The organism is Hallella colorans (assembly GCF_003096815.1).
Lineage (GTDB): Bacteria > Bacteroidota > Bacteroidia > Bacteroidales > Bacteroidaceae > Prevotella > Prevotella colorans.
Map to the genome: position 1 here is coordinate 1 of NZ_QENY01000006.1, position 13,238 is coordinate 13,238.

At 43.5% G+C, this 13,238-nt stretch carries 11 protein-coding genes and 3 pseudogenes; 6 read left to right on the top strand and 8 right to left on the bottom strand.

Going from position 1 to position 13,238, the window contains the following annotated elements; translation table 11 throughout:
- The 5 genes and pseudogenes from C7379_RS04145 to C7379_RS04165 form a co-directional block, all read left to right on the top strand.
- On the top strand, positions 1-186 hold a 186-nt coding region (locus C7379_RS04145), incomplete at its 5' end, for a helix-turn-helix domain-containing protein (protein ID WP_133241868.1).
- Positions 187-209: 23 nt separating this feature from the next.
- Positions 210-521 (top strand): helix-turn-helix domain-containing protein, encoded by a 312-nt coding sequence (locus tag C7379_RS04150; RefSeq protein WP_004355529.1) that lies wholly within the window; start codon positions 210-212, stop codon positions 519-521.
- Between the two features lie 353 nt (positions 522-874).
- A pseudogene (locus tag C7379_RS04155) lies at positions 875-1,255 on the top strand (plasmid mobilization protein).
- Positions 1,252-2,531 (top strand): annotated as a pseudogene (mobB, locus tag C7379_RS04160) (conjugal transfer protein MobB). The pseudogenes C7379_RS04155 and mobB overlap by 4 nt, the downstream one beginning before the upstream one ends.
- Positions 2,532-2,600: 69 nt before the next feature.
- Positions 2,601-3,119, top strand: a pseudogene (locus C7379_RS04165) (YWFCY domain-containing protein); the annotation flags it as partial.
- A gap of 154 nt (positions 3,120-3,273) precedes the next feature.
- Here the strand turns inward: C7379_RS04165 and C7379_RS04170 are convergent.
- The 4 genes from C7379_RS04170 to C7379_RS12905 all read right to left on the bottom strand — a co-directional run bounded on the left by C7379_RS04170 (position 3,274) and on the right by C7379_RS12905 (position 7,821).
- Positions 3,274-3,495: a TIGR04149 family rSAM-modified RiPP gene (locus tag C7379_RS04170; protein WP_103002880.1), complete on the bottom strand. Its 222-nt coding sequence runs from the start codon at positions 3,493-3,495 to the stop codon at positions 3,274-3,276.
- 84 nt (positions 3,496-3,579) lie between these two features.
- Positions 3,580-4,434, bottom strand: a complete 855-nt coding sequence (locus C7379_RS04175) for a GLPGLI family protein (protein WP_116616134.1) — start codon at positions 4,432-4,434, stop codon at positions 3,580-3,582.
- A gap of 13 nt (positions 4,435-4,447) precedes the next feature.
- Positions 4,448-7,054 carry a peptidase associated domain and porin domain-containing protein gene (locus C7379_RS04180; RefSeq protein WP_116616226.1) on the bottom strand — a complete coding sequence of 869 codons (2,607 nt, stop codon included), beginning with the start codon at positions 7,052-7,054 and terminating at the stop codon, positions 4,448-4,450.
- A gap of 485 nt (positions 7,055-7,539) precedes the next feature.
- Positions 7,540-7,821, bottom strand: a complete 282-nt coding sequence (locus tag C7379_RS12905) for a hypothetical protein (RefSeq protein WP_229039243.1) — start codon at positions 7,819-7,821, stop codon at positions 7,540-7,542.
- Positions 7,822-8,129: 308 nt separating this feature from the next.
- Between C7379_RS12905 and C7379_RS04200 the strand changes: the two genes are divergently transcribed.
- Positions 8,130-8,501, top strand: a complete 372-nt coding sequence (locus C7379_RS04200; protein WP_116616135.1) for a DUF2958 domain-containing protein — start codon at positions 8,130-8,132, stop codon at positions 8,499-8,501.
- Between the two features lie 435 nt (positions 8,502-8,936).
- Here the strand turns inward: C7379_RS04200 and C7379_RS12910 are convergent, their stop codons facing one another.
- The 4 genes from C7379_RS12910 to dnaG form a co-directional block, all read right to left on the bottom strand.
- Positions 8,937-9,113 carry a hypothetical protein gene (locus C7379_RS12910; RefSeq protein ID WP_229039241.1) on the bottom strand — a complete coding sequence of 59 codons (177 nt, stop codon included), beginning with the start codon at positions 9,111-9,113 and terminating at the stop codon, positions 8,937-8,939.
- Positions 9,113-9,421, bottom strand: a complete 309-nt coding sequence (locus C7379_RS04210; protein WP_103003047.1) for a helix-turn-helix domain-containing protein — start codon at positions 9,419-9,421, stop codon at positions 9,113-9,115. Before C7379_RS04210 ends, C7379_RS12910 begins: the two co-directional genes overlap by 1 nt.
- Before the next feature lie 13 nt (positions 9,422-9,434).
- Entirely contained in the window at positions 9,435-9,983 is a 549-nt protein-coding gene (locus tag C7379_RS04215; protein WP_116616136.1) for a hypothetical protein, read from the bottom strand.
- Positions 9,984-10,046: 63 nt separating this feature from the next.
- Positions 10,047-13,160 carry a DNA primase gene (gene dnaG, locus C7379_RS04220; RefSeq protein WP_116616137.1) on the bottom strand — a complete coding sequence of 1,038 codons (3,114 nt, stop codon included), beginning with the start codon at positions 13,158-13,160 and terminating at the stop codon, positions 10,047-10,049.
- Positions 13,161-13,238 lie beyond the last annotated feature (78 nt).

The window sequence follows — 13,238 nt, forward strand, 5'->3', positions numbered from 1 at the left end:
CTTATCGGCAATCCGCCCGAAACGGACGAATGGCTCGACAATGAAGCCGTATGCCGCAGGCTCGGCATCAGCAAACGCACCCTGCAATCCTATCGCGATACGGGTAAAATCCCCTTCTCCATCATTGGGCATAAATGCTATTATAAGGAGAGCGACATCGCAGAGTTACTGAATGCAAACAATTAATGAAATCAAACACAGAATGAACTATGGAAGAGAAAGAAATCATTACACAGCAAGACCCTCAAATGCAGATGTTTGCACAGTTGATGGAGGGAATATTGAAGAAACTGAAGCGTTATTGTTCTACAGCCCGTCCAATGTTAGGCGGAGAGGTTTACCTAACAGGCGAGGAGGTTTGCAGCCAATTACGGCTCAGCACACGCACGCTCCAAGAGTACAGAAACTTAGGAACGCTTCCTTTCTACAAAATCGGAGGGAAGATACTATACAAGCAGAGCGACATACAGACAATGCTTGAAAGGCATTATAATCCAATACCGCAAACAGGTAAGTTATGAGTTAAGTTAAGAAATCAGTCGCGACTTAAGTCAAATGGTCAATTGTGACTTTGGTCAAGAAATTAGTTTCGACCTAAGGTAAAATTAACTTTAGTCAAAAATATGTCAGCTCATAAAGTCAGTAAGTCAAGAGATTAGTCTAAACTTATCTCTTGACTTACTTCTTGAACTTTGAACTCTCGTCTATCAAAAGCACCCCAGAAAGGTTACTTTATGGAACATAACAAACTATCTCTTTCTTTATACTGGCAAGGTGTGTCTTTGTCCGACAAACTCCGTTTTTGCCGACAAAGACCCTAGCCCCAAAGGGGAATTAAATTACTCCAAAGTCGTAATTACAAAAAGGAAAGATAATGAATGACAAGATTGAACGTTGGGACTGATGGGACACCCGTCTTCCCAACCCCAAAGACCAGCAACGGGCGATAGATTTGTTTAAGCGTTCGGGCGCAGAAACCAAGTCGGATTTTGTGCGTGGGCGTATTCTTGGAGAGAGTTTCAAGGTGATAACGGTGGATAAATCCGCCGTAGAATACTACCGTAAACTCTCTGAACTGACGGCACAAATCCATAAGATTGGCGTTCTGTATAACCAAACCGTGCGTGCCATTAACTGCTATCATTCGGTCAAGACCGCACAGATTCTGCTTGAAAAGTTGGAGAAACTCTCGGCTCAAATCATTGCCTTGCAAGAACAGGCTATCCGTTTAACCATTGACTACCGCAAAAGATGATTGCCAAGATTTCATCGACGGAGAACCTTGGCGGGGCACTCGGATACAACTTCAAGAAGGTGGAGAAAGGGGAAGCAAGCATTCTCCTTGCCGCTGAGTTGTATCAGAACAAGGAGGGACGTTATACGATGGAGGACGTGCTTGCCGACATGGAGGCATTGATACCAGAGAAATGCCGAACAAAAAAGATGGTCTTCCATTGTTCCCTCAATCCGCATCCGGACGATAAATTCTCCGATGAGCAACTCGTGCAGGTAGCCAGGGAGTATATGGAGGCACTCGGCTACGGCAATCAACCTTATATCGTGTTCAAGCACAGCGACATCGCCCGTGAGCATATACACATCGTGTCGCTTCGGGTGGACGGAGAGGGAAAGAAAATCAACGACAGATTTGAAAAGCGAAAGAGCAAACAGATTACCGACACCTTGGAAAGGAAGTATAACCTTATTCCGAGTTCAAAGGTTAGTGAGAAAGCGGTAACAGAAACGCCCAAGGTGGATACCATAAAAGGGAATATCAAGGAACAGGTGGCAAATGTTGTCCGCATGGTGCTGAAACATTATAAGTTCTGTTCATTAGGAGAACTGAACGCCATTCTGAGCAAATATAACCTTGCCGTAGAAGAAGTAAAAACGGAGTTCCGAGGAAAGAAATATGACGGACTGGTCTATGTTCCGACAGATGACAAGAGCAATAAAGTAAGCACACCCATCCATGCCTCGGACATTGGCCGTGGTGTGGGCTATACTGCCATACAGAACAGGATCAGAAGTCGAAACAAACCGTCAAACCACTGATACCAACCATAAGGAACAAGGTGTTACAAACAATGCGTACCTCTCCCAATACGGAGAAAGAACTTCGGCAAAAATTGGAGGAACAAGACTTGCGTGTGGTAATCCGAAAGAATGATAATGGAAGAATTTACGGCATTACCTTTATTGATGACGAGCAGGGTGTTGCAATCAATGGTTCCAGATTGGGCAAGGGATATGCCGCCAATATATTCAATGGTTATTTCTCCAATCCTGTCCATAACCCATTCTTGGACGAAACGCTGTATGGCAGACCTTCTGCCCGTTTGGAACAATCGGCAACTGTCCAGCCTTTACAATCCAATGCAGAAGAAGGGGATAACCTTATCGATGAACTTATCGAGGACATGGTGGGTGACTCTTTCACATCTACGGGCAACGATGATTGGAAAGAAGCGGCTTGGCAACGTAAACTCCGCAGACAAAATAAGGTAAATCTTAAACGCAGGAAGCGCTAAGTACACTGTTCAAATAATATTCAAAAACTTTTCAAATAGTATTCAAACGATATTCTAAATAAAACAGCAATGACACAAGAAGATGATTTAAGGGCATTGGGTAAAGTTATGGACTTTATGCGAGGTATATCGGTGATATTCCTCTTGATTAACTGTTATTGGTTCTGCTATGAGGCTTTCCATACATGGCACTTTACAATAGCTATAGTGGACAAGATTCTGATGAATTTCCAACGCACGGCGGGCTTGTTCTCGTCCATACTTTGGACGAAACTCTTTTGTGTGGTATTCCTTGCACTGTCCTGTTTGGGAACAAAAGACGTGAAGGAAGAGAAAATCACGTGGCCAAAGATTTGGACGGTGTTTTTCTCCGGATTTGTCTTTTTCTTTCTCAACTGGTGGCTGTTGGCATTGCCTATTGGTAAGGTTGGGGCGGCTTCGCTCTATATCTTTACGCTTTCCGTTGGCTATATCTGCCTGCTGATGGGTGGTGTATGGATGAGCCGGTTGCTCAAAAACAACCTGATGAACGATGTGTTCAATACGGAAAATGAGAGTTTCATGCAGGAAACACGGTTGATGGAAAATGTAATTTGTTGAGTATTAGCGAAAAATAATTTTACGTCTTCTGCTGTTAATTGTTGCATTTATCTTAGTTTAGAAGGTAATATACTAAGGAATAAAGTAGGGGGCGCATGGCTTAGATCTAATTCATACGCCCCCTTCTAAAGGGTGTGACTGCTTATGGATTATGTACCACAACTTGTCCATCGCTCATATCTGCAATTACTACAGTCTGGGAACCATTAGATGATTTGTTCCCTTTGTAGTTAGCATTAGCATTAGCTTGGGTTGAAGACGGACCATGACATCCACAACCACAAACGTTGCCACCAGTAAGCGCATTCATTTCGCGTGCGCCCATAGCTCTTCTTGAGAGCTCAATTATACTGATCTTTTTCATAATCAATTATTTTAATTTATTAAACTTAAATTTATTAAACACATCAGTTGCTTTACAACTGATTTTGACATATTGATTTGATTTTTATTCATCTCCAATCTCTAACGATTTGTATGGAATGGTATAACTATCGGCATCATTTGATTTCTTTACCTTTCCATTTTTATCAAGCATTGTGATTTTTCCTCCGCCCATACTTGCAGAGATGAAAGATAGCGGTGATTTGAATATGCGAGCGATTGTTTTACTCGCTTCTTCTACAGAGCATTTTTTCTCTCCTTCATATTTGTATGTCAATATCTGGGCGTTTGATCTTTCAAAGCCAATAGCCTCCCAAATATACTGTTCTTCACTATCTTGTATTCTTAAAATTAATCCAGGGAGACCACCGAATTTATATGGTCCAAATGGCAACGGGATTTCTTGAGTGTACCATGCAGTATAATTTCTGCCTGCAAACGAGACTGTCGCCTTCGAGCATGGGTAGCCGATAATCGTGTCTGTTCCCTCTATGAATTTCCAATTGAACTGAGGCAGGTCCTGTTGGAAATTCAACACACCAATTTGTAGTGGCATACGATATTTAATGTCTGCCTTTTTGCCACCTTCAACGATTAATTCTATTGGCCATGGATTTCCTTGAATGTTGCTTCGTGTCACAGCTCCATGCCTGGAAGCTTCTGTGCAGAGTGAATCGAAATGGAATATGATGTCGCTAAAATCTCTTACATAACGTTTCCCTATATATACATTGCGCACGTCGCTGAGATAATTTTTGTCGGCGGGATGATTTTTATATTTCAAATTATATGTAACCTTGTATCGTGCCGTGTCAATAGCACTCTTCTTTTGAAGGTTTTGCGGAAACGGAGCTGTTATCTGTGCATGAACTGTAAATGACATGAACATATAAACAATGATAATAAAGAGCTTTTTCATATCTTAAATGGTTTTATATTATTCTAAATCTAACTTTCAGCAATATGGAGCGAGGACGGATATTATAAACAGAGCGAGTTTCGGTGAGAGCCGACTTATTCGAATACGAATATGTTTTAAGATTAAGCAAATTATCGCAAGAAAGTGCAAAGCTAAAACGTTTGATGGTGTAATTTGCTTCTGCGTTCAGCAAGAGAAATGACTTGTCCCCACTGTTGAAGTTGTTATAATAATGATTGAGAGAGGTTAAGAACATTATTCCAGCAGGCAGAGTGAAATTCAAAGAAGCACTGTTGTTTACTGTACGCAACCAGGGCAAGCGTTGTCCTTCATTTTGTTGCGTCTTCATCTGATAATACCCACCTTGATAAGAAACAGAGAGCCATTTGAATGGAGCAATAGTGATGTCCATATTTGCAGCTATAGCCCTGCCTGTATATCGAAGCACCACATCTTGTAACAGCAACGGATTGTCGTAATAAGAATAAGATAATGATGCACCGACTTTCAATTGTTTCCAATCGAACCCTTGACTTCCGTGGAGTTTTGCCGTAAAAGTGTTGGCTTTTTCTTTGGTGTGCCGGCTGATTGTGCGCATGGAAATATCATCATAGTAGGAGCCATAAAGCACTTCGGGTTTCTGATGATACCATAACAAATCAATTCCCGCAAAAGTCATCGTAAGGATATTCTTGAATGAATAGTCCAAAGAAGAAGATTGACTAAGCCCCTCAAACAATCCTGTAACGTCGTATGCAGAGAGCTGTCGATAGGAGGTAAGGATATTGTTTGTGTACAAATTCTCAATAATCGGAGTAGAATATGAAATATTGGAGTTCAAATTTAATTGATGATTACTATTGATATTATAAGTAAGGGAAATATTGGGTTCTACACGTAATCCGGATTTCTTTGTCGTTTGACCTTTCACTATATCTTCCAGTTGGAAATACTTGTATCGTATGGGCATATTGAAAGAGACATACAACTTCTCTCTATTATATGTAGCTCTTGCTCCAAATCCAGCATTGATGAAATTGAACTTCAAATCATTTCTGAAATTTGCCAGTGAGCTGCTCAATGTGTTATGTTGGTAATCTATAGTGGCAGAAGGATGTATGTTTACCTCGCCTATTCTCCATGCCGAAAGCAAACAAAAGTTGTTTTCTGTGGAAAAATGATGAATGTCTACTTGCTGGTCCAACACTGTGATTGGAATAACTTCAGAAAAAAGATTTGGAGAAACCGCAAGAGAATGAGGACGCTTTTCAAGGTTGATGAGAGAGAGAAATTCATAACCCTTATATTCTGAACTACGATTAGTGAGATGAAATTTATTGAGCAGACGATACGAATCAACCATACCCAACTGGTCAATGGGTTTATCCCCTGCCACTATTCGGCTATTGGCATGAGTTCTGTCCCAATCGAACTTAACCTGCTCCTTCATATAGTGTTGGTCTCTATTGTCCAAGTAGCTTATGTCTCCATAAGCCTTTTCTTGCTTTGCCGTTCCCGTCATAACCTCTTTGACCACATTCTTAGAACCATCGGGCAGGATATTGCTGATGTTCGACCAATGGCTCCGTTTGTCTTTGTCGTGAAAATACGCCGCATTGACTCCCAACTCGCCAAACTTCCCAACACGATAAGCGTTATTGAAAGTGATGCTATGTGAGCGATTGAAATAATAGAGACGTTTGTCTATTCCCGGAACAGATGGCATTGTAATGGAGGAAATCGTGCTCGTCCGTGAATAGTCCTCATCGAAAGAATAAAGTTCCTGCGACAAATCCTCGCCACTATTATTCCCTTTATATGTGGCAAGAAACTGCTTGTTGCGCTTGAAATAGGTGGCAATGGCAGCATTGTTCCATAGTGTCTCATTGCCATATCCTCCTCCGAGCGTTGCAATCAGGTTGAGCACTCCCTTCACACCCTCTTTCAGCCGTATATTAATAGAAGCTTGCTCCTCTGGTTGCAGCCCTTTTAAAGCTTTTATGTCTTGATGGCTCTCTAACACTTGTACTGACCCCACATTCTTTGGGTCTATGCTGTTTGTGGCAATGCCGTAATGACCTTTCATAAGGTCAAGCCCCTCTATGTAGAAATTCTTGATGGGTTTACCCTGATAAGAAATCTGTCCATTCTTTGAAACGGTAATGCCAGGCATTTTCTTCAGGACATCTGCGATGGTCTGGTCAGATGAAGAAAGGAAAGAAGCTACGTTATAATTAATGGTATCGCCTCGTGAATACACTTTCTTCGCCTTTACTGTAACTTCTTGCAACTCAATTGTTTTTGCATCTGTCTCAATATTGAATTCTCCCGAACGGTTGGGTATCTTCATGACAATAGACTTCATTTCTATCCGTGACACACGAAGCATCAGACTGTCACAGTCGCAACGTACAGTAATCTGATATTTGCCATCATCACCTGTATATGTTGATGCGAGTATCTTGTTGGGCAGATTAGGATTCATCACCACAATACTGGCAAAGTCCATCGCCTCGCCAGAGGTGTTTTTCACTTCTCCCCATAATTTAGTCGGTGCCGCCTGGGCATACGTCATACAGGGAATGAGCAATAAAAGTATGATTCCATATATTTTATTCATCAACCTTTTTCTGTGCAACAGCTTAACTTTGCTGTTAAAATCACTTGGTAAATATGCTTGATAACTTGTCATACTCAAAGATTTGAAGGTTCGAATATTACACTAGGCAAAGTTACTCGTTGCAATATTACGAAAAACAATTGTACCTATCTCTATTCTCATCTTTTGAGCTATTCTCTTTCAATCCCCTGACAAGCTCATTTACATAGTATACCAAGCAATCATCTATAGGACCGAAGTAAAGCAAAATATCTCCACTTAAGGTCCCTCCAATCTCCTCTATCTTATGAGTAAAGATACGCCTGATATGACTATCTATTTTCCCATTCATACTTAGTACTCCAAAATAAATATACTTGCATACTGACGACTTGCGTACAACAAAGATACAATAAGAAAATGCAATATCAATGAGTTACTAAACTTTTAACACACCACAATACCCACAACACGGCTAATTCCTACTGATTTTCATCAGAGAATCATTATCTTTGCAACATAAACAGCGTGATCTTTGAGGTACTGCAGAATGAAGAGAGGTAAAGAAACTTGCTCGTTTCCAACTCGTAACCCTTTTGCCCCACACTCTTTCCTACTCTATTGATTATCTGACAGATACAACATTCTTGAATCTTTTGCGGGCAACAAGGCCAGTGATGAGTTGAAGATGCCACATTCCATTTCAAACTTGCAGCAAGATGCCCAAGCATCCCTGCATGCAGTTCTTCCATTCCATTTCCGGCTCTCTTCAACTCATTACCTGCCATGGCGCTCTCTTTTTGCTGCGAGAAACTAAACTTCTTCGGTGTTCATCCATTTTCTTCGCGAAGTTCGCTATTGGCACATTATGATCAAGTACCAGTGCCTTATTTTTCAGGTTTTTATTGGCCGCTCTTTATTTTATCATGGTATGTGAATAAAAACTTGAAAAATTCCTTGCCCTTGAATGTTCCATCCAATAGCAACTGATATGCTCGAAAATAGTTTTCCCCGAAGAAGTCATTAGACTTCACAAGAGGGAAATGAGTCAGAAGGTAACGGGGTGGCTCACCACTGCTCCACAATAGCATTTTATATGGCAAATCGTTTGATGACGGCAAAACTCGCCGAACAGTTGAAAAACTTCCCTCTTTATTCTCAGGACGGGAAGCAGAAGGACGCCACTTGCGTCTGTGTGTTTGAAATTGGACTCATCCGCTGGTATGTACTGGAGGGGCAGCCAGAAGACGACGACTTTACTTTGTTCAGTATCGTTGTAGGGATGGCTGAAACGGAGTATGGCTATGCCTCTGTAAAGGAGATGGAAGACATCAAGGTGGATGGCTCACGGTATGGACTGGGCATGTTGAGCATTAGGAAAGTACCAGGCTTTAAGCCCTGTCTACTTACCGAGATACAGGATAAGCGACTACAGGACTTCCTGTCAAGGCTATATGATGAGCAGTAACGAAAGGCTTTGCAAGCGAGAGCCATGAAAGCTCGCTTTCAAATGGCCGAGTGCAGCTAAGCGTTATAGAAAAGGCGGAGCTTCCGCCTTTTTATTTTTTTGTAGGGCACATATATTTGGGCTGTCTTTTCTGTCTTATTCGTCATAAACACATAAAGTATTGATATTCAATAATATAATATTCTTTATTATTAGACAAGACTTATATTATTTGACTAAAATAGAAAGATTCTCCACTTCGACCATTTTCTAAGACAAGCAATGACAAGTCAAGACAACATCAGAGACATATAATTTATTGATACTCAACGACAAGACATATAAGACAAGCAAGACAAGCATTTTCGGGGTTTACTGAGATTTTTTTTTAGGGCAAAAATGAAGCCGCCATTACCAGGACAAATTACCTGGTAATGGCGGGTAGCCTATCATGACTCACAAGCAGTTCTTAGGGTATCCAGAGTGAGTCCCTGTTACTTCTCTTTTTTGCTCAATGAGCGTCTTTATCTTTTTCAAGAAGCGATTCGTTTTCTGCTCGTAAGCATTACGGGCAGACGTGTTTTTGCTGCCCAACACTCGATTGAGCATCTCGTCATGTGAGTATAACTTCATCAAACCGTTTCTACCTCGCTGGGGAGTAAGTGGAGTGAGAGGGCATCTTCTATCTTGCAAAGCGTCTCGATGGAGAGATTCTCTTTCCCTCGGAGTATCTTTGACACATACTGCTGCGAGCAGCCCATGCGCTGGGCAAGTTCTGTCTGGGTGAGATGGAGTTCGTCCATCTTGTCGAGCATAAGCATCGCAATACGCTGCGAGTGGCGGAGCCACGACTTATTAGCCTGTCGGTACTCGGCAGCCTCACGCCAACGAGAGGGTGTCTTGCTCTCGTGCGCCTCCAGTTTGTTTATAATTTGGTTCATACTTACCTCCTTTTTATATTGTGGTAACATAATCTATGAAAGAATCATCGTCGATAATATCCTCATTCAGGAGAAAACGGCGGACGTTTTCCAGTTTTGCCAATTCCACCTTTGTATGGTTTCGCTCTTCCATTTTGAGCGTAAGTTTAATAGCCCCACCTGTGATGACATACATGCCTTGTGATAACTTTATAGCATAGATGCGAAGCCACGAAGAATGACGAATCGTTCGTTTCAGCCTGGCTTTTTCTTTGCCGAGCACCATCTCCGAGGTGCGGAAGTTTTCCAATGGGTGAAATAGCAATTCTAAGTCTGAATCAGGATTTAAGTCCAGCATCAAACATTGCAGTTGATCGCTGTCCTCAATCGTGTCCTCTATGGCTTGGTTGATGTCTGTCACCTTGAAGTAGGCTATCAGATCATCCCAATTATCACGGAAGAATTGTCTAAGCCATACTACGTCGCCCCACTTGTCAAACAGCGTATAGAGTGCATTATCGCTCTCTCCATTGTATCGCACAGCCCATAGACGGCCGTCGTCAGTAATTTTATCGAACGTCATGTTCTTTCTTTTATGTTGCAAAGATAAGTTATATATTTGAATTATACAACTTATAGGTTGTATTTAACTATTATTTTCTTCCCTCGTCATCTCCAGATTGATGTCAAACGCCTCGACGAGCTTCTCATAGTCAAAGCAATAGGAACGTTGTTGGACGGACATTTTGGCGGGCTGCCCCTTGGCATCACGGTGATCGAAGTCAAGGATCTGGTTGCCCTTTTTGACGACATGATATGTCATGCGCTGCTCGCCCAGATACTCTTTGCTGTTTTCCAAATAGTAACGGAGCGACTCTTCGGGCAGTGAGGTCTCTCCGTTGCGGTGGGCATTAAGCTTGTAAAGCATGAAGATGCGGGTCTTTTGAAGATAGAGTATCTTGTGCGGCTCTGCCCATTCCGTTTCATTGATGATACTGGAATGGAACCGGCTGACAGTTCTAATTCTAAAATCGGCATCTTCGTAAATTTCTCCCTCACTATTGAGAAACTGCACCATGCGCCAGAAGCTACCCAACTCGTCGTTTGTCTTACATTCCATGTTTTGGTGTATAATGCCTTCAACCGTGATATTCAATACTTCTGAATACGAGAGAGGCAAATCCAATTTGCCTTCCAAACATCGGAAGGCTGTAAGTGGGACCACCCAGTTTTGCACAATGCGGTCGATGACATTCCTACTGCCTAACCGTTTGTTTACATCATCCAATATCAAATGATACTGATCATAAAAGGCTTTGACAAACAGTTCCCTATGAGTCAAAAGCTGTAGGGTTAAGTGCGTCATTCCTTTGGAACGCATCATGAGCAATCTTTGGTAGTTCTTCTTTTCATCATCTGTAAAGTCTGACTTGGGAAACGAGAGGAAGATAAGCCGGCTGAAGAGTGCGATGTCGGTCGTAGGCATCTCTTGTCCGGAGATAATCACGCCTGCATCTACGGCGGTGGTCTCCTTCTTCTTGTCGGTGGCCATGTTCATGCGCGTGCGACCAGTACCGTCCCAAAGGCCTTTGATAAACTCTATCTTGGCGGTGTCGATGCCGTTCTTGTATTCGTCGATGTGCACCAGAGCATTGGCAGCGGCAGCTACCGTGTCGTTGAGGGCGGGAATGGTGGAGTTCTGTATGTTAGGCGGTATGTTGTCAATCACGAAGAACGACATCAAGGTGTGTCCTAACTCACTCTTGCCAGAACCCTTCGGACCGAAGAGATCGAGGATGGGGAATGAGCGTGTGGTGAGGGTGATGATGTCACGGAAAAGGGTGGCAAGATAAAAGCAGAAGCCTATCTTGCCATTGTCGCCAAAGACGAGGAAGAGCTGACGGGTGAAGTCTCGGAGCAAAATCATTGAGAAATTGAAATGCACAAACTGACGCTCAAAACGGAAATAGTCAGTGTTTTCCTTATAAATCTGAGAGAAGGCTGGCAGGTAGTAGTTACCCTTCTCGTCCAGGTGTACGATACCGTACTCGTTGACTTCACTGAACTTGCCTCCATAATAGATGCCGTTGCCAAAGGCATAGAAGCCTTTCTTGTTCCAGCCGAGCTGCTTGATTTGGGCTGCTGTCTCAGTCTTTTCGTAGAGGAAGCACTTCAGTTTAATGAGTTCCTTCTCGCCAACCTTCCAGATGAAGTTGCCGAGAGATTCGAGTTTTTGGCGGAACTTTTGTAACGAGATAAGGTCTTCCTGCTCCATCTCTATAATTTCCTTGATGCCTAACTCGTTGGTGAGCAAGAAGAGTCGTTTGGCCATGAGCGGGTCCTTGATGTGGAAGAGTGGTGTCAGCGTAAAATTGCTCCATTCAATCACTCCTCCCTTCTCGGTGGTGGAGAAGTATTTGCCGTGGTCTATCCAAAAACCGTACTGACGGTTTAGGTCGATTTCGTCCTCCTTTGGGCTGTCGCACCTCGTCCTCTCGTTCTCGACGGCTTTCTGCCAGAAGAGTTTTCCTCGGTGATATTTGGTGAGGGCATCAATGAACATAGTGAGCTTGGTGTCGTCATCGATAAAGGACAACAGGTGGGCTATTTGCTTCACGGCATCACTCTTTTGCTCAGTGTTGCCGCTTGTTTCAAATAGTTTGGCGGCCAGCCACAGGATAAAGTCCTCTTCCTCTACAGCCTTGAAGAGCGTTTGATTCTTGAAATAGGTATCGGGATCTTCCTTCTTACCTTCCTCAGTGATGGGTATCTCCTTGACCGATACGATAAGGTGCTGTTCAGTGGCGAGCTTCCCAGCCTTCATTACGGCTTCGATACCCGTACCATAATCGGCGCCACCCTTGGGTGGGTCGTTGTCGGGAATGAAGCAAACCTTACTGACTGCCCTCTTGATGAGTTGAAACTGCTCCGCTGTCCATGCCGAACCAAGGTCGGCCACGGTGTTCTGCACACCAATGGCATGCAGACGCATACAGTCAGGGGCTCCCTCCACAAGGTACATCTGCTCGGTCTTTCCTGCCGCCCGCCATGCCACGTCCAAACCAAAGACCGTGTTACGCTTACTGTAAAGAAATGACTCCTTACTGTTGAGATACTTGGGCTGACTGTTGTCCATCACCCTTGCTGTGAAGCCGATGATGTGCTGGTAGCGGTCTTTGATGGGGATGACGATACGGTCCTGGAAGAAGTCGTAGCCCTGCTTGTTAATGAGTCCCAACTCCTGGAGAAATTCCTTTTGCAAGGGCAGATGAGCGAGGGCTTTGCCGTCGATGGGCGCAAAACCGATCTCTATCTCATCGCAATACTTCTGCCCCCAGCGGCGGTAGGCATAGTCCTGGGCAGGCTTGTAGCGCAGAAACACCTCACGGTAATGTTTATGTACGGTGGCATTGACAATCAGTAGCGACTCACGTTTCAGGCGCTGCTGCTTCTCATCGATGGTTTCCTCGCGTTCCTCCACCTCTATGCCGTACTTCCTGCCCAGCCACTTCACGGCCTCTGGGTAGGTCATGTTCTCATGCTCCATCAGGAAGGTAATCGCATTACCTCCTTTATGGCACCCGAAACAGTAGAACATGCAGCGGTTGGGCGTAACTGTAAACGACGGTGTCTTCTCCTGGTGGAAAGGACACAGCGCACGATAGATGACGCCTCGCTTCTGGAGTGACAGGAACTCGCCCACCACCTCTTCTATATGCGTCGCATCAAGTACCTTTTCTATAATGGCCTTGGGTATCATTTCATCCTCTAATCATGTTTGGGGTTACAAAAAAATGCCTCAGCCGACTGGCTTCTCAGCGGGTCGGCCAAGGGCTTC